This window comes from Neorhizobium sp. 2083 (genome assembly GCF_031455615.1).
In the GTDB taxonomy this organism is placed as follows: domain Bacteria; phylum Pseudomonadota; class Alphaproteobacteria; order Rhizobiales; family Rhizobiaceae; genus Neorhizobium.
The window spans coordinates 76,843-94,199 of the sequence record NZ_JAVDTC010000008.1; the positions used below are offsets into that span (position 1 = coordinate 76,843).

Below are 17,357 nucleotides of genomic sequence, written 5' to 3' on the forward strand. Positions count from 1 at the left end.
GTCCGCCCGGGGCAAAATGCTCAGGCTACCTCGCAGATATCGAGGATTGTCAGCATGTAGATGCGGATCATGTCGAGGTAGTCGACGATGTCGACGCGTTCGTCCGGCATCGTGTTGTAACGGCCGCCGGGGCCGCAGACGATGCCTTCCATGCCGAGTTCCTGGTAGAGATGACCGGCATCGGTACCGTAGAAACGGGTCGGCGTGATCGCACCCGTCGGCTGTTTTTCGCCGCGCACGGCTTCATAGGCCGCGTTGATCGACGTGACGATCCGCGATGTCGGCGAAACCTCGAAGGGCGGCATCAGCGGGCGGCCCTCGATCAGTTCCGGAACCAGCTTGGCCTTGAGGCCGGGGAACCGGCCCTCGAGCGCCGTCAGTTCCCTTGCGAGATCGGCCAGCACGCCTTCCTGCGTCTGGCCCGGCGCATAACGGCACGAGCCCTTTAGGCGGACGAAATCCGCCACCTGGGGCGGACGCCATTCCTCGAGGCTGCGGCCAAGCGCGCCATGAACGACGCCCACATGGCCGCGATTGATCGACCGGTGGACGTCGCTCCTGGCACCGCTGAAGGTCATCGCATTGATGCGCGGAATGATGTCGCAGGCCGCCGCGATCGCATCGACGGATTCTTCGCGCTTGGAAAGATGACGCGTATCCCCGGTCAGTTCGATGACGTAGCTAAGGGCGGCCGCATGCATGGTGACCGCGACGAGGTCGCTCGGCTCGCTGTTGATGAAATAGTCCGCCTTGATACCGTTTTGGATGGCAGCCAGCGTACCCACGCCGCCCTGCAGTTCACCAACCACGAAAGTCAGGATCACATCGCCCTTGAGCTTGACGCCGGCATCGAGCAGCGTCTTTACGGCGCAGAAATAGGCGGCATCGCCGGCCTTCATGTTCGACACGCCGATACCGTAGATGAACTTGTCGTCGACGAGGCCGGCATAGGGATCGACCGTCCAGCCTTCGGTCACCGGGTTGGTATCGAGATGGCCGTTGAACAGCAGGCTCTTGCCGCCGCCGGCACCCCTGACGCGTCCGATCGTGTTGAACCGCCGGCCGTCGTCGAAGGGCTGCAGTTCCGCTTCGATCCCGATCTTCTCCAGTTCGCCGGCCATGTAGCGCGCGAGCTCGCGCTCGCCGTCGGTTTCCGAATGGCTCTTGTGCTGGACCATCTTCGACAGGAAATCGAGGCAGGCCTTTTCGTCGATCCGATCCACCAGGGACTTCGGGTCCATTGTCATGCTCCTTAAGGCTTTATCACAGGTATTGGCCGGCCGCGCGCGGCACCGCCTCGATGAGGCGGCGGGTATATTCGGCGCGATCGGGGCTATCGATATCCGCCGCCGGTGCGATTTCGACCAGATTGCCGCGATACATCACGGCGATCCGGTGGGCGATCTGGCGGATAAGGTTGAGGTCATGGGTGATGAACAGGTAGGCGGTGCCACTGGCCTTCTGCAATTCCAGCAGAAGCTGGACGATCGACGCCTGCACCGACACATCGAGCGCCGACGTGATTTCATCACATATGACCAGCTTCGGCTTCGAGGCAAAAGCGCGGGCGATGGCGACGCGCTGCTTCTCGCCGCCCGACAGCTGATGGGGATAACGCTGCGCATGGGTGCGCGGCAGGCGCACCTGTTCCAGCATGTCGCCAACCTTCTGATCGAGATCGGACGCATTGCCGAACAGCTTTAGCGGCCGCGACAGGATCTCGCCGATCTTCTGGCGGGGATTGAGCGAGGCGTCGGGGTGCTGGAAAATGATCTGCACATCCTTGCGATAGGCATTGTCCATGTCGCCAAGGTTCCTGATCTCGCGACCGTCGAACCAGATCTGGCCCTCGAAGCGGTTGAGACCGGTCATCGCCTTGGCCAGTGTCGATTTGCCGGAGCCGGATTCACCGACGATGCCGAGAATTTCACCCGGATGGACGCTGAGGCTGACGGCATTGTTGCCGGCGACACGTTCCGTCTTGCGGCCGGTCAGCGCCGCCAGGAACGGCTTGCGCCCGTAATGCACGCTGACGTTTTCGACCCGCACAAGCGGCTGGTCCGTTGGGGCCAAGGCGTCGCCGACCAGCCTGTGGGAAGGGTCCGGAACAGCCGCGATCAGCTCGCGGGTATAATTCTGCTGCGGATTGGCAAAGATGCTGCGCACCGCGCCCTGCTCGACGATGTCGCCGCGACGGATGACGGCGACGCGGCTCGCCGTGCGCGACACCAGGGCGAGATCGTGGGAAATGTAGAGCGATGCGACGCCGGTCTCGGCCTGCAGTTCGACGAACAGGTCAAGGATCTGCCGCGCGGTGATGACATCGAGTGCCGTGGTCGGCTCGTCGAAAATGATGCATTCCGGATTGCAGGCAAAAGCGGATGCGATGACGACCCGCTGCTTTTCCCCGCCGGATGCTTCGTGCGGCATTCGGTTCATCATCGCCGTCGGCGTTTTCAGGCCGACATGCGCCAGCATCGCCTCGCCTTCCTTCCAGGCTTGCCGCCGCGTCAGCCCGCGGTGACGGACCAGTACTTCGGCGAGCTGGGTGCCGAGCGACAGGGTCGGGTTGAGCGACGTACTCGGGTCCTGGAACACCATGCTGATGCGACGGCCGCGAAAGGCCTCGATTTCAGCATCGGTCTTTTGCAGCAGGTTTTCGCCGCTCAAAAGGATGCGGCCACCGGGTTCGCGGGCGTTCTTGGGAAGATAACGCATGATCGACCAGGCAAGCGAGGTCTTGCCGGATCCGGATTCCCCGACAAGGCCGAGGATCTCACCGCGGTGGATGGCGAGGTCGATGTTCTTGAGTGCATGGAAGACGCCGGAGGCCGTGTGGTAATCCAGCGAGTAGTTCTCGATCGCGAGAACCGGGGTATCTGGTGTCGTCGTCATGGCCTTGACCTCAGGTTCGCGGATTGAGGGCATCGCGCAGACCGTCGCCCAGGAGATTGAAGCCGACGGCAACGACGGCGATCGCCGCGCTCGGCCAGATCAGGATACCGGCACTCAGATGCATGTAGCGGCGCGCTTCCGAGACCATCAGGCCCCATTCGGCGGCCGGCGGCTGGGCGCCGAGGCCGAGAAAACTCAACGTCGCAAACAGCATGACCGCAAAGGAGACGCGGATCGTCATCTCGACGATGATGGGTGCGATCACGTTCGGCAGCATTTCCCGGAAAATGATGTAACCTGAGCTTTCTCCGCGGGCGATCGCCGCGTTGACATAGTCCTGCTTGCGCACCGACAGCGCGACGCTGCGAGTGATACGCGCCATGCCCGGCGCAAAGGCGATGGCGACTGCGATCAGCGCGTTGATCGTGCTGGAACCCAGAAGGTTGACCACCAGAAGCGCAAACAGCAGGCTCGGGATCGACATGACGGCGTCGATGGTGCGCATGATCAATTCGTCTGCCCGCCCGCCGAGAAAGGCCGAGGTGGTGCCGATGAAGGCGCCGATGAGCGTGCCGGCGATGGTTGCGAGCACCGCCATGACGACGGTGGCGCGGGCGCCGATCAGCAGCCGGCTGAAAATGTCGCGGCCGTATTGGTCTGTCCCCAGCCAGTAGGCGAGGCTCGGCCCCTTGTAGCGCGTAAGCGGCGAGAGGGCTTCCGGATCGTGCGGCGCAAGCATTGGCCCGAACAATACGACCAGCAGCACCAAAAGGACGAGCACCATGCCGATGGCGCCCTGCGGCGTGCGCAAGAGGCGTTTGATGAAATCAGTCATACTGGATCCTCTTGTCGAGCCAGGCATAGAGGATGTCGGCGATGAAATTGACGATAGAATAGGTAGCCGCCATGATCAGCACCCCGGCCTGGATGGCGGGCAGGTCACGCGCCTGGATCGCCACGATCAGCTGCCGGCCGATGCCGGGAATGGCAAAGATTTCCTCGACGACGATGACGCCCCCGAGGAGATAACCGACATCGAGCGCAACGATGGTGATGGTCGGCAGCAGGGCGTTGCGCAGCGCGTGGCGACGAAGGACTTTTCCGCGTGAAATTCCTTTCAACCGCGCGGCGCGGATATAGTCGGTGTGCAGCACGTCGACGAGTTCCGAGCGCACCATGCGCGAGACATGGGCGATCAGGATCACCGAGATGACACAGACCGGCAGGACCAGATGGGCGATGCCGCTGCCGAAATTTTCGGTAAGCGGCACATAACCGGTCGGCGGCAGCCATTTCATCAGGTCGGCAAAAACGAGGACCGCAAGGGTCGCCGTGACGAATTCCGGAAGCGCCACGCCGGCATAGGAGATCAGGCTGACAACCATGTCGGCGATCTTTCCGCGACGGACGGCGGCAATGATGCCGAGCGGAATGGCGAGGACCAGCATGAGGCCGATCGACAGGAAGGCCAAAAGCAGCGAGCGGCCGAGGGCCTCGAACATGACCGGTCCGACAGCCTGGCCGGTGCGCAGCGAAGTGCCGAGATCCCCCCGCAGCACGTGGCCGAGCCAGGTCGCGTATTGCTGCCAAACGGGTGCGTTGAGCCCCATGTTTTCGCGCAGTGCAGCGAGCGCATCCTGTGTCGCATTCTCACCCAGCATCATGACGGCAGCATCGGCCGGCAGGATCTGCGTAATGGCGAAGACGATGAGCGAGACGATGAAGAGAGTATAGACGATCATCATCAGCCGCTTGGCTATGTAGTTCGGGGACACGGTCGTGTTCCTTGTTGCAGGGCCGGACGCTCGATGAGCGTCCGGCATTGTTCGGGATCAGCCGCGCTTCGGAGCCTTGTCGGTCAGGGAGGCGTAATCGAGACGGAAAACCGAGGCGCGAGGATGTGCTTCGTAGCCGCTGACCCAACTGCGCTTGGCAGACAGCACATCGAAGAAGGACGGGATGATCGAGGGCACTTCCTCGTTCATCAGTTCCTGCGCCTTGGTGTAAAGCTCGGTACGCTTGGCGGCGTCGATCGTGCCGCGGGCTTCGGCGATCAGGGCGTCGAATGCCTTGTTGTTCCAGCGCGTCTCGTTCCAGGAGGCATCGGAGGTGTAGAGGAGCTTGAAGATGCCATCGGGCGTCGGCTGCATGTTGTAGAAGCCGACGTAGAAGCTGCCCTTCTTCCAGACCTGCTCGAGATAGGTGGCGTGCGGCATCGTCTGGACGTTGATGGTAATGCCAGCTTCCTTGGCCATTTCCTTGAGAGCGACCGCGAGCTGCGTGCGTACCGCCGGACGGTCGGAGGCGATCAGCGTGGCTTCCAACCCCTTGGGGAAACCCGCTTCGGCGAGCAGCTTCTTGGCTTCGGCGATATTCTTCTGGCGCTGCTTGGCAGGCTTGAAGAACTGGTAGGACGGGTTCAGCGGCGTGTCGTTGCCGGGCGTGCCGAAACCTTCGGTTACGAAATTGACCATGGCTTCGCGATCGACGGTCAGCGCGATCGCGCGGCGGACCCGCGGATCGTTGAACGGGGCCGTGTCGCAGCCGAAGTTGATGTTGCAGAACTGGCCGGACGGCGTGCGCAGGACATTGACGCCGTCATTGCCGTCGAGACGCAGGTATTCGGTCGGCTGCAGCGTCGAGATGATGTCGATATTGCCGGCGATCATCGCCGAACCTTCGGCGGAGATGTCCGGGAACACCTGGACCTCGATACGATCGAGATAGGGGCGTGCCGGGTCGTAATAGTTCGGGTTGCGTTCGACGACGATCAGGCGGTCCGGCTCGTAGGACACGAGCTTGAACGGACCGGTGCCGACTGCCTTGGTGGACAGGCTCTTGAGGTCGCCGGTGGCGATCGCGGCCGGGATGATGCGGGCGTTGGTGTAGGCCATGGCGACAGGCAGATCGGCATAGGCGACCGACAGCTTGAACAGAACCGTGGTATCGTCAACTGCGACGATGTCGGTGATCGGACCGACATTGTTGCGGCCCGGCGACGCGGTCGCCGGATCGAGGATGGTCTTGAACGTGGCGACGACGTCCTTGGCCGTGAACGGCGAGCCGTCATGGAAGGTGACGCCCTTGCGCAGCTTGAACGTCCATTCCGTCAGCCCACCATTGGGGGTCCAGCTTTCGGCCAGGTCCGGCTCGACGGACATGTCGACCTTCAGGCGCGTCAGGTTGCTGTAGAGCAGCTCGGTCACCAGATATTCCGGGTTGACGCGCGTTAGCAGCGGATGGATGACGCTTGCGGCCTGATCGACCGAGATGCGCAGCGTGCCGCCCCTGGCCGGCTTTGCGGTCTGCGCCAGGCCAAGCGCCGGTGCAGCAAAAACGGCGGCGGTGCCGGCGAGGAAGAAGCGACGTTTCATTTCCAGCATTTTTCAGTTCCCTTATGTTTCAGACGCGGTTTTCAGGAATGGAGTCGGCGGCAAAATCCGCCGCGAGGTAGGCCAGTATGCTTTTCGCCAGAGCGATGACGTCCTGACGGGTGGTATGCTCTTCAGGACTGTGGATGCAGCTTTCCGGCCGGCCGAGCCCGCCCAGCAGCACCTCCTGCGTGAAGCCGGCCTTCTGCACGTAGCCAAAGTCGGAACAGCTTGCGGCGCCCCATTTCTGAAAGTCTTCCGGCTTGTAGCCGAAGCCCAGCGACAGCGCCTTTTGCCAGCGCGGCCAATGGGGACCTTCCGGATCGTCCGTCGGGATCAGGTGGCCGACAAGATCGATTTCAAGCCCCAGTCCCATCCCGGCAATGCTGTCACGGATCAGGCTTTCGATCTCGGCGCGCGCCGCCTCGTAGCTCTCTTCCGGGGCGTAACGCCGGCTGACGAGAATCTTGATTTCGGCCGGAACCTGTCCGCCAGCAGTGCCGCCGTTCACGGCCGAAATGGAAAGCTGAGGCCGAAGCGGACCCGATGCGTGCGGCGGCGGCTTCAGCGCGGATGCCCGGCTGGCAACATCCGGCTTCAATGCCGTCAGGGCATTGAGCACAGGCAAGGCGCCCTCGATGGCATTGATGCCGGCGCCCGTCCGGTTGCCTTCTCCCGCATGGACGGCGCGCCCCAGGATCGTTACCTGAAGATGAAAGACGCCAAAGCAGCCCGCCCAGATACGCGGCGCCGCCGACCCGTTGAAATTGACGATATGGCCTTTCAGCATGCCCTGCTCCGCCAGATACCGAATGCCGGGATAAAGTCCGCCTTCCTCGTCGGTACACAGAAGCAGCATCGGATCGTAATACAGCGGCAGGCCGCATTTCTTGGCGGCCCGGAGTGCCAGCAGAGTTGCAGCGATCGTGCCCTTCATGTCGGCGGCCCCCAAGCCGAAGAGATGGTCGCCATCGACCGTCAACTTCAACGGATCGCGGCTCCAGCCGGGTGCCACGGGCACGGTATCGACATGATAATAGAGGCCGCAGACAGGCTTTCCCGTTTCGCGGGTCGCGACAAGATTGGTCCGTTCGCCGGAGGCGGGCCCACCGGCCACGTACCAGAGATCACGCGGCACGACGACGCGCTCGAACTCGAAGCCCAGCGGCGCCAGGAGCTCCGCCATCAGATCGGCGAATGCGCCATAGCCCAGACCCGGGGGAAATGAGGTGTCGATTTCCACCATCCGCGCCAGATCACCGACAGCGACCTCGACATCAAGCTCAATCGCTGCCATGGCAGAGTCAAAGATCTGTTGCGAAGAAGCTGGCTGCGGCTTGTTCATGGCAGTGTCCTCGGTACCCGTCGCGCTAGCCTCCTCAGCTTGCGCTTTAATATAAACTATATAGTAATACTGCGTAGATCGAGACCATGAGTCAACACCAAAGAAGAGGCAAATAGTTGCCGGAATCGCCCAATAATTCATCAGAAGGGACGAGGCTAACGGAATTGTCCCTGCCGCTTTATGAGGTGGTCAAGCGCCAGATCACCGAAGCGATCATGATCGGCAAACTGGTCCCGGGCTCGGTTCTGCCCAGCGAAGTGGCGCTGTCGCAGACCTACGGGGTGGCTGTCGGCACCATTCGCCGAGCCTTGATGGACCTGACCAATGACGGCCTTCTGAGCCGCCGCCGCAAGACGGGCACCGTCGTCACCGGCCGCAAGCCACAGCACAGCCTGCGACTGTTTTTCCAATATTTCCGGCTGCACGGGCTGGACGGCTCTCTCAGCAAGTCGGTTACCAAGGTGACTTCGCTCGACAGGAGCCTCGCTTCCCCCGGCGACGCGCGGAAACTCCAGATCGAGGAAGGGTCGCCGATCGTCAACTTCCACCGGGTGCGCTACATCGACGATCGGCCGATCATGCACGAGACGCTGACGCTTTCCTGCGAACGGGTTCCGGACTTCCCGCAGAGGGCTGAAGAGATCCCTCCGCTCTTCTACCTGCATCTGTTGGAAAATTACGGGATACGCATCTCGGCCATACGGGAACAGATCGGAGCCGATCTGGCAGATGATTTCGATGCCCGGTGGCTGGACCTGACCTTGCCGGCCGCGGTGCTGACGATCGACGAAGTCGCCTATGATCAGCTCGCGGTCCCCATTCTCATATCCGCACATCGCGCCACAACCGCTCATCACAGGTATGTCAACGAGATACAATGAGTATCCGCTCTTTGGTTACGGTGGTGCGGCGGCGACCGGAATGCGCAAATCGGCCGGCTGAGATTGCCCGGCCTATAAGCTTTGTTCATAGTGGCCGCAGATCGCCTGACTGAGAGCGGGAAACATGAACAACAATCTACAGCGGCTTGATCTTCGTCAGTTGCGGCACTTCCTGGCAGTCGTTCACACTGGCAGCTTCAGCATGGCAGCCGAGAATTTACGGCTTACCCAGCCCGCTCTCAGCAAGAGCATCCGCAGCATGGAACAGGCGCTTGGGGTCCGGTTGCTCGACCGCGGGCCGAGCGGCGTTCAGGCGACCCTGTTCGGGCAGCGCCTGATCGGCTACAGCGAGCTGCTGCTGTCGTTGGCCAACGAGGCCGTCGATGAAATAGACGCGCTCCGAGGTGCACGTCGGGGTTCACTTCGGATCGGAAGCATGGCGGCCGCCTTGCGGCAGCTTATCCCCGACGCGTTGAACCATTTTGCAGTCGCACGCCCGGATGTCGGCCTCATGGTGCACGAGGGCACAAATGAAGTCCTGCTTCCCCAACTCTTCGCCGGAAAGCTCGACGTCGTCTTCACCGTCAAGCCAAGCGAAATCCTGAACGAGGATTTTGAGTGGAGGCTGGTGGCCAGGGAGCCGGTGCAGATCGTAGCCCACCAATCACATCCGCTGGCAAATCGTGAACACCTGGCGGTCGCTGACCTGGCCGAATATAGCTGGGTTCTGCCGCCGCTACCCGAGACGGACAGGCTGCTGCTCGAATCCCTGTTCCGCAGTGCCGGCCTGCCCAAACCCGTGATTGCCGTGGAAACGACATCGATAAATTTCCTGACCTCAATGGTTTCGCGGACCCATCACCTGGCCTACCTGACGCGGGCAAACCTTCAGGGCAGCGGGCTGGGGCTGGTTGCGCTCGATTTCAATGAAATCCTGCTGACGCGGGACATATATGCCGTCTTTCGCCGCAAGGGCGACGTCCGCCCGACCGTCTCTGTACTTCTGAAGGAAATCGAGCGGTCCAGCGATACAGGCGCATCGGCATCGTCGGAATAGATTCCCTCGCCTCAGATGTGGGGCGCCATGTCAGCAGCGCCGATCGCCCCTGCTTGGGGACCGAGCATCGCCGGGACGATCCTGAGGTCGAAATGGCGAGGCACGTGCTTGAGAACCTCACCAAGATAACCCTCGGCCAAACCGATGCCGCCGCCGATGACGATCGTCTTCGGGTCAAGCATCATCTTGATATCGGCGCAAAGCAATGCTGTCCGCCGCGCAGAGCCTGAAACGATATCCCTCGCCCATGCCTCGCCCGCGTGCCATCGGGCAAAAACCTGCCTCGCATCGACCTCGTGCCCCGCTTCTGCCGCTTGCGCGGCCATCCAGCTGCCGGACGCCTGATCCTCCAACGGATGCAGACCCTGGGACGGGCCGCGGATGAGGCCGAAATGCCCGGCCATTCCCGTCAACAGCCGCCCGTTGACGACGATGCCACCGCCGATCCCTGTCGAGATGGTCAGGAATACCATGTCCGTGTTCTGGCCCGCGCCATACCGGTACTCGCCCCAGGCCGCCGCCTGGGCATCGTTGAACACCCGGACTGGCACGCCGAACAGCTCCTCCGCCCGCTGTTCCAGCGGATACGCATCCGGCACGGCAAGTGTTGCCGGATTGAGCGCGGACCAGCACCCGTCCCGGATCAACCCTGTCGCGGCAATTCCGATCCGCCGGTAGCGGCCCGCCCACGCCGCCGTTTCGTCGGCAATGGCGCGGAGCCATTCTCCGGGTCCAGCGCCCCGTGCGGTGGCGATCGTGATTTCCTCAAGCACGTCCGAAGCGGAAACCAGAGCGGCCATCGTTTTGGTGCCGCCGATATCGATCGCCAATACGGGCCCCTCGGCGCCTGCCGCCAAAGCCCGCGTGACCGCCTGGTTGAACCAGGACGTGACATGCTCCGTCCTGGTGATCGCCGAACCGACCACGACTGCCGATGCCCCCGCCCGGACTGCGGCCGCCGCCTGTTCCGGAGAGCGGATGCGGCCTTCGGCAATGACATGCGGCGTCAGGCTGCGGATGGCGGCAACGAGCGCCAGGTCCGGTTCCTCCGGCTCGGGGCCGCCGACATAACCGGACAGGGTGGTGCCGACAAAGTCCGCACCGGCTGCAAGAGCCCCGCGCGCATCCGAGAGGCACGCGCAGTCTGCCATGGAAAGCCTGCCCTTGCCCTTCACCGCCTTGATCAGCTCCTCGATCGAAGCCGGGCGCGTGCGATCGGTCGCATCGAACGCGATGATGTCGGCTCCTGCATCGGCCAGCGCTTCGGCATCGGCAACGAAGGGCGTGATCCGCACCGGACTGTCCGTCAGGTCGCGTTTGACAAGTCCGATGATCGGAACGCCGGTGACCGCCCGCACGGCCGCGACATAGGCCACGGATTCGATCCTTAGAGCCACAGCGCCGGCAGCAAGCGCTGCCCTCGCAAAACCGACTACGAAATCCGCATTGTCCTGCGGCCCGCCCGGAACGGGCTGACAGGAAACGACCAAGCCTTGCATCATCATCTGAGCATTCCTTCCACCTTGTCACCGCCATTGGTATCCAATTGACAGATATCCTACAAGTGGATATGTCTCCTTCATCCTGAGTGCACCCCCGAAACGAGACCGGCATGCAGATGAAGTCGATCAAGCCCCTGACCCGCGCCCCTCTCCTCCACGTGTCCGTGCAGGAAAGTATTCGCGGCTATATCAGCGACAACGGATTGAAGCCGGGCACGCTGCTCCCGGCCGAATCCGATCTGGCCAACCAACTCGGCGTCAGCCGCAATTCCCTGCGGGAAGGCATCAAGGCGCTGGAATCGCTTGGCGTGCTGGAATCGCGGCGTGGCGTTGGGATTTTCGTCAAGGCCTTCTCGTTCGAGCCGTTGCTCGACAATCTCGCCTACGGGCTCGGCGGCGCGCTTCGCCAGATCGAGGAAGTGATCGAGATCCGCCGCACGCTGGAAGTGGGGCTGATCGGCAAGACGCTCGACATGATCAGCGACGAGGATATCGCGGAGCTTCGAGCCACGGTGGACCGGATGCGCATCCATGCGGAGCGCGGCCAATCCTTCGCCGACGAGGACCAGCTTTTTCATACCCTGCTCTTCCGCTGCCAGAACAACGAGACCCTCGCCCGGCTCATCGATGTGTTCTGGCTCGCCTTCTACAAGGCCTCCGATTTCGTGAACCTTGACAACGTGGACCCCGTCGCGACTTGGAGGGATCACGCAGCGATCGTCGATGCTGTCGAGGCCAAGGATCTTGCGGAAGTGCAGATGCGCCTGGATCGCCACTACGAGGGCATTTCCCGGGTGATCGCCGCCAACAAAACAAGTTCACATGTGGGAGGAGCATAATGAACAGACTGTCCAGACTATCGTCCGCCATCGCGCTCGCTGCGATGATGGCGACCACGGCCGTTCCGGCCTTCACCGCCCCGGTTCAGGCCGCCACGTTATCGGGCGGCTTCGACGTCGGCCCCGGCGGTTTCCAGGGCAATTTCAATCCGCTTGCCGCAACGGGCGGCTTCACCTGGCTCAGCGTCTACTTCGAGCCGCTGGTGACCTATGACGAAAAGTTGCAGAAAGTGACCGGTGTGCTCGCCTCGTCCTATGAGGTCAGCCCGGATCAGCTCACCTACACGTTCAAGCTCACCGATGCGAAATGGCATGACGGCAAGCCGTTTACCGCCAAGGACGCCAAGTTCACGATGGAACTGGCCAAGAATGCCAAGACCGGTTCAGTTCTGGCCGCCCGCTTGAGCGCGGTTTCCTCTGTCGAGGCGAAGGATGACAAGACGCTCGTCATCAAGCTCTCGGGCCCGTCGGCAAGCCTGATGGACACGCTGACCAAGGTGATGATGCTGCCCGAGCATGCTCTGTCGCAGATCGCCCCCGACCAGCTCGCCAAGAACAGCTGGTGGTCGACGTCGCCGATCGGCACCGGTCCGTTCAAATTCACCAAATACGTCACCGACCAGTATGTCGAACTCGCCGCCAATACCGATTACCGCGGCGGCAAGCCGGCACTGGAAAGGATCATCAACCGTTATTTCGCCAATCCCGCGGCAGCGATCGCCGCTCTGCGCGCCGGCGAGATCCAGTTTACATACGTCGACTCGAACGACCTTACAACGTTCAAGAACAACAAGGATTTCCGCATCATCGAAGGCGACTCCTTCGTCGTCAACTATCTGGGATTCAACCACGACTCCCCGATCTGGAAAGATATCAAGGTCCGCCAGGCCGTCATGTATGCGATCAATCGCGATGCGATCATCCAGAGCCTCTATGGCGGCGCGGCAAAGCCGGCGAACTGCGCCTATGTCGCCGACCAGGTCGTCCCGAAGGGAATCGAAACCTATGCCTACAATCCGGAAAAAGCCAAGCAGCTGCTGAAGGAAGCCGGCTGGGACCAGATCAACGGCAACAAGCCGATCACGCTTCTGACCTATTACACCACGCCGCTCGCCGCCAACGTCATGGCCGCAGTCCAGGCGATGCTCGCTCAGGTCGGCATCAACGTGACACCGCGCGCCGTCGACACCCCGACCTATAACAGCATCGTGCTCAATCCGACGCCGGATACCGCGCAGTTCCAGATGGTTTATGCCGGCCTGCAGAACGGTCCGGATCCGGGCAGCATCAATGTCGGCCTCAACGAAAATCAGGTCCCGCCGGCCGGCCCGAATGTCGCGCGCGTTCGCATGCCGGCGCTGACCGCAGCGCTCGATGCGGCTCTCGGCGAGACCGATGCCGCCAAGCGCGACCTCCGCTACCAGGACGTCTGCAAGGTGATGAACAGCCAGCTCCCCTGGGGTCCGCTCTGGGTGGCGAACCGCTATGGCATCGCGTCCTCCAAGCTCAAGAATTTCGTCTGGACGCCTGCCCCCGGCGGCGGACCTTACCAGGCATATCCTGAAAAGTGGGCGATCGCCGAATAAAGCTTCAGTCCATGTGAAAACCGAGGATGGCGTGGGAGAAACCCGGCCGTCCTCGCCCATACCCTCACGGGAACGAATTCATGCTGAGTTACAGTCTCCGGCGCCTGCTGATCGGGGTAGGCATGCTGCTTGCCCTGAGCGTGCTGATCTTCGTGCTGCTGCGCCTCACCCCCGGCGATCCCATCGACGCCTATATCGATCCGAACGTGCCGATGTCGCCCTCCGATCTTGCGGATCTGCGTGTGACGCTCGGCCTCGATCAGCCTTTGCCGCTGCAATATCTCGCCTGGCTGCAGCAGGCCGTGATGGGCAATCTCGGCTATTCGATCCAGCGGCCCGACCAGCCGGTGCTCGGCCTCGTCCTGTCACGCGTCGGCCCGACCGTGCTTCTGATGGGAACGGCCATCGCGATCTCGATCATCGCCGGCATTGCAACCGGCATGATCAGCGCCGTGCGCCGCAATTCGGTGGCGGATTTCTCCTTCTCAGTGCTTGCCGTGACCGGCATTTCCAGCCCGCCGTTCTTGAGCGCGCTCGTTGGCCTCTACCTCTTTTCCGTCTACTTCAACTGGTTGCCGTCCGGCGGCATGCAGACGCCCGGACGGGAGTTCTCGATCGGCGACCTCCTTCACCATCTCATCCTCCCCGCCATGCTGCTGGCGATCGCCCAGACGGCGCTGATCATGCGGTATATGCGCGCTTCGATGCTCGAAGTCCTGAACCAGGATTACGTGCGCACCGCCCGCGCCAAGGGCGTCTACGAGTTCTGGGTCATCACCAAACACGCCCTGCGCAATGCGCTGCTTCCTGTCATCACGCTGATCGGCTCGACCATCGGCCTTGCCATCGGCGGCGCGATCTTCATCGAGAGCGTCTTCAACTGGCCCGGCATGGGCCTCCTCATGGTCAATGCGGTGGAGAACCGCGACTACCCGGTGATCATGGGATCGACGCTGGTGATCGGCGCCTGCGTCATCATCGTCAACCTCCTCACGGATCTCGCCTATGCGGTCGTCGATCCGCGCATCAAGGTGGGGTGAGCGATGCTGGCACGCACTCCTTCCCGCAGTCCGGGACCTACGGCACGGTCTCTTCACCGGTTCCTGCTCAACCGGGCAGCCGTCCTTGGCATGGGCATGATCGTGCCCATGGTCCTGCTGATCCTCTCCTATCCACTATGGTGGAGCTTCAGGCCCAACGACATAGACCTTCTCGCCATGAATGCCGGCCCGACCGCAAAACACTGGTTCGGCACCGACGGCGTCGGCCGCGACATCTTTGCCCGCGTCATGGATGGCGGACGGATCTCGCTGCTGGTGGCGATAACCTCGACCGTTATTTCCGCAATCATCGGCTTTCTGGTCGGGGCGGTGTCGGCGCTTGCCGGTCGCTGGGCGGATGCCGTCACCATGCGCTTCGTCGATTTGGTCATGACGCTGCCGCCGGTCATTTTCCTGCTGGTGCTCGCCTCGATCGCCGGCACCGGCATCTGGCCGACGGTCCTGGTGATCTCGCTCCTCTCCTGGCCACTCCTGGCGCGAATGGTACGGTCCCGGCTCCTCGAACTTCGCGAGCGGGACTTCGTGATGGCGGCAAGAGGCATGGGTGCCGGTCTCCCGCACCTCCTCTTCCGCCACGGCCTGCCGAACTCGATCGACATCCTCGTCGTCTTCGCGACGCTGCAGATCGCCAATGCCATCCTTCTCGAGGCCGGTCTCTCCTTCCTCGGGCTCGGCATTGCACCACCCGCGGCAAGCTGGGGCAACATGCTGAACGCCGCCCGCTCCACGGCGGTGCTCGAGCAATATCCCTGGCAATGGCTTTTCCCCGGCGGCGCGCTGGTGCTTGCCGTTCTTGCAATCAACTTCATTGGCGATGGTCTTCGCGATGCCTTCGACCCTCGCGCCGAATTAAACTGACGATCGAAAGAAAGCGAACATGAGCAAGTTCAAGGGTGTCGTTCCTCCCGTCATCACGCCGCTGAATGCGGATTTCACCGTCGATTATCCGTCCTACACGCGGGTTCTGGAAAACCTCATCGAAGCCGGATGCCACGGTCTCTTCGTGCTCGGCTCGACCAGCGAAGTCGTTTTCCATGACGCCAGGACCCGGCGGGACATCATCGAGCATTCCGCCAAGGTCATCAACGGCCGCGTACCGTTGATCGTCGGCGTTATCGACGCCACCACCGATCTTGTCATCAACCATGCCAGGATCGCCAAAGCCGCCGGCGCCGACGCGGTTGTGGTGACGGCACCCTATTACACCGTCACCAGCCAGTCCGAGATCATCGATCACTTCCGCTATATCCGCGATGCCGTCGACGTACCCCTGATCGCCTACGACATCCCCGTCTGCGTCCATGTGAAACTGCAGAGACAGACGACCGTCACCCTTGCGAAGGAAGGCACGATTATCGGCGTCAAGGATTCCAGCGGCGACGACGGAAACTTCCGTTATGTCCTGCTCGACCTTGCCGGCAACAAGGACGTCTTCCTGATGACGGGATCCGAGATCGTGGTTGATAACGCTCTGCTGATGGGCGCTCACGGCGTCGTGCCGGGCATCGCCAATGTCGACCCGCACGGATATGTCCGGCTTTGGGATGCCGCCCAGCGCGGCGATTGGGCCGCCGCCCGCAAGGAACAGGAGCGTCTCTGCCGGCTCTTCGAAATCGTCTGGGTGGGTGCCGGGCGCGTCAGCGGCGGAGCCTCCGGCATCGGCGCCTTCAAGGCGGCAATGAAGAGCCTCGGCATCATCGATACCGCGCTGATGCCTCGCCCCCGTGCCGCCCTCAACGAAGCCGAAACCGCAAAGATCGACGCGATCCTGCGCGCGACCGGCCTTCTTTCCTGATGGATGCCATGCAACAGACCGCCGACACCATTCTCGACGTCAAGGGGCTGCGGACCGTGTTCCGTATCCGCGCCGGCGAAATGACGGCGGTCAATGGCATCGATCTGACGGTCGCGGCCGGCGAGACGCTGGCGCTTGTCGGTGAATCCGGTTCGGGCAAGTCGGTGACCAGCCTTTCGGTCATGCGGCTCCTGACCCGCAAGATCGGCGTGATCGCCGCCGGCAGTATCCGGCTGAAGCGCAAGAACGGCGCAGTCAGTGATCTCGTTTCACTAAGCGAACAGGAGATGCGCTCCATTCGCGGCGACGATATCGGCATGGTCTTCCAGGAGCCAATGTCGAGCCTGAACCCTGTCTACACGATCGGCGACCAGATTTCGGAGCCGATCCGCGTTCATCGCGGGGCAGACCGAAAGGCCGCGATGAACGCGGCCGTTACCCTTCTGGAAAGCGTGGGGATTCCGGATGCGAAACGCCGGGCCGGGCAATATCCACACGAACTGTCGGGCGGCATGCGCCAGCGTGCGACGATCGCCATGGCACTCGCCTGCGATCCGACGCTGCTGATTGCCGATGAGCCAACGACGGCGCTCGACGTGACCATTCAGGCGCAGATCCTCGATCTTCTGCAGAAGCTGCAGCGGGAGCGCGGGATGGCCATGCTTTTCGTGACCCATAATCTCGGCGTGGTCGCGGAAATCGCCCACCGGGTGGCGGTCATGTATGCGGGCCGGATCGTCGAGACCGGGCCGGTGGACGAGGTTTTCCGCAATCCGAAACATCCCTATACGATGGGCCTGCTTGCCTCGATGCCGAAGCTCGGCGACGCCAGCCGCATGAAGCAGGCCGGCGAGAAGCTTGCCGCCATTCCGGGTGTCGTGCCGAGCCTGATGAACATGCCGGCCGGTTGCGCTTTTTCGCCCCGCTGCAGATTCGCGATCGATGACTGTCGCACGGCGGTGCCGCCGCTTGCCGACGTCAATCCGCGCCACCAGAGCCGCTGCATCCGTTGGCAGGAGATATGA

The 17,357-nt window shown here is 62.3% G+C and carries 15 protein-coding genes; 8 read left to right on the top strand and 7 right to left on the bottom strand.

Annotated features, from left to right (window positions below; genetic code table 11):
* Nucleotides 1-20: 20 nt before the first annotated feature.
* Genes J2X76_RS26065 through J2X76_RS26090 form a run of 6 tightly spaced genes read right to left on the bottom strand, consistent with a single transcriptional unit; the run spans nucleotide 21 to nucleotide 7,611 of the window.
* On the bottom strand, nucleotides 21-1,241 hold the full coding sequence (locus J2X76_RS26065) for a M20/M25/M40 family metallo-hydrolase (RefSeq protein WP_310220455.1): 1,221 nt from the start codon (nucleotides 1,239-1,241) through the stop codon (nucleotides 21-23).
* A gap of 22 nt (nucleotides 1,242-1,263) precedes the next feature.
* On the bottom strand, nucleotides 1,264-2,895 hold the full coding sequence (locus tag J2X76_RS26070; protein ID WP_310220456.1) for an ABC transporter ATP-binding protein: 1,632 nt from the start codon (nucleotides 2,893-2,895) through the stop codon (nucleotides 1,264-1,266).
* A 10-nt stretch (nucleotides 2,896-2,905) separates the two neighbouring features.
* Nucleotides 2,906-3,730: an ABC transporter permease gene (locus J2X76_RS26075; RefSeq protein ID WP_113283429.1), complete on the bottom strand. Its 825-nt coding sequence runs from the start codon at nucleotides 3,728-3,730 to the stop codon at nucleotides 2,906-2,908.
* Nucleotides 3,723-4,670: an ABC transporter permease gene (locus J2X76_RS26080; RefSeq protein WP_113283428.1), complete on the bottom strand. Its 948-nt coding sequence runs from the start codon at nucleotides 4,668-4,670 to the stop codon at nucleotides 3,723-3,725. The genes J2X76_RS26075 and J2X76_RS26080 overlap by 8 nt, the downstream gene beginning before the upstream one ends.
* 57 nt (nucleotides 4,671-4,727) lie before the next feature.
* On the bottom strand, nucleotides 4,728-6,278 hold the full coding sequence (locus tag J2X76_RS26085) for an ABC transporter substrate-binding protein (protein ID WP_310220459.1): 1,551 nt from the start codon (nucleotides 6,276-6,278) through the stop codon (nucleotides 4,728-4,730).
* A 19-nt stretch (nucleotides 6,279-6,297) separates the two neighbouring features.
* A complete protein-coding gene (locus J2X76_RS26090; RefSeq protein WP_310220590.1) occupies nucleotides 6,298-7,611 on the bottom strand; it encodes a M20/M25/M40 family metallo-hydrolase in 1,314 nt (437 codons plus the stop codon).
* Nucleotides 7,612-7,727: 116 nt separating this feature from the next.
* Here J2X76_RS26090 and J2X76_RS26095 point away from each other — a divergent pair, with 116 nt between their 5' ends.
* Together J2X76_RS26095 and J2X76_RS26100 are read left to right on the top strand one after the other, a co-directional pair.
* Nucleotides 7,728-8,492 carry a GntR family transcriptional regulator gene (locus J2X76_RS26095; protein ID WP_310220461.1) on the top strand — a complete coding sequence of 255 codons (765 nt, stop codon included), beginning with the start codon at nucleotides 7,728-7,730 and terminating at the stop codon, nucleotides 8,490-8,492.
* 124 nt (nucleotides 8,493-8,616) lie between these two features.
* Nucleotides 8,617-9,549 (top strand): LysR family transcriptional regulator, encoded by a 933-nt coding sequence (locus J2X76_RS26100; protein ID WP_310220462.1) that lies wholly within the window; start codon nucleotides 8,617-8,619, stop codon nucleotides 9,547-9,549.
* 11 nt (nucleotides 9,550-9,560) lie between these two features.
* Here J2X76_RS26100 and J2X76_RS26105 read toward each other — a convergent pair whose 3' ends face one another.
* Nucleotides 9,561-11,054 carry a putative N-acetylmannosamine-6-phosphate 2-epimerase gene (locus J2X76_RS26105; protein ID WP_310220463.1) on the bottom strand — a complete coding sequence of 498 codons (1,494 nt, stop codon included), beginning with the start codon at nucleotides 11,052-11,054 and terminating at the stop codon, nucleotides 9,561-9,563.
* 107 nt (nucleotides 11,055-11,161) lie between these two features.
* Between J2X76_RS26105 and J2X76_RS26110 the strand changes: the two genes are divergently transcribed.
* The 6 genes from J2X76_RS26110 (at nucleotide 11,162) to J2X76_RS26135 (ending at nucleotide 17,357) form a co-directional block, all read left to right on the top strand.
* Nucleotides 11,162-11,890 (top strand): FadR/GntR family transcriptional regulator, encoded by a 729-nt coding sequence (locus tag J2X76_RS26110; RefSeq protein WP_310220464.1) that lies wholly within the window; start codon nucleotides 11,162-11,164, stop codon nucleotides 11,888-11,890.
* Complete coding sequence (locus J2X76_RS26115) at nucleotides 11,890-13,476, top strand: ABC transporter substrate-binding protein (RefSeq protein ID WP_310220465.1); 1,587 nt, start codon at nucleotides 11,890-11,892, stop codon at nucleotides 13,474-13,476. The genes J2X76_RS26110 and J2X76_RS26115 overlap by 1 nt, the downstream gene beginning before the upstream one ends.
* Nucleotides 13,477-13,556: 80 nt before the next feature.
* The gene (locus tag J2X76_RS26120; RefSeq protein WP_310220466.1) at nucleotides 13,557-14,516 is read left to right on the top strand and encodes an ABC transporter permease; all 960 of its coding nucleotides are present in this window, start codon (nucleotides 13,557-13,559) and stop codon (nucleotides 14,514-14,516) included.
* A 3-nt stretch (nucleotides 14,517-14,519) separates the two neighbouring features.
* Nucleotides 14,520-15,395 carry an ABC transporter permease gene (locus tag J2X76_RS26125; RefSeq protein WP_310220467.1) on the top strand — a complete coding sequence of 292 codons (876 nt, stop codon included), beginning with the start codon at nucleotides 14,520-14,522 and terminating at the stop codon, nucleotides 15,393-15,395.
* Between the two features lie 19 nt (nucleotides 15,396-15,414).
* The gene (locus J2X76_RS26130) at nucleotides 15,415-16,332 is read left to right on the top strand and encodes a dihydrodipicolinate synthase family protein (protein ID WP_310220468.1); all 918 of its coding nucleotides are present in this window, start codon (nucleotides 15,415-15,417) and stop codon (nucleotides 16,330-16,332) included.
* Between the two features lie 8 nt (nucleotides 16,333-16,340).
* Nucleotides 16,341-17,357, top strand: coding sequence for an ABC transporter ATP-binding protein (locus tag J2X76_RS26135; RefSeq protein ID WP_310220470.1), 1,017 nt, complete (start codon nucleotides 16,341-16,343; stop codon nucleotides 17,355-17,357).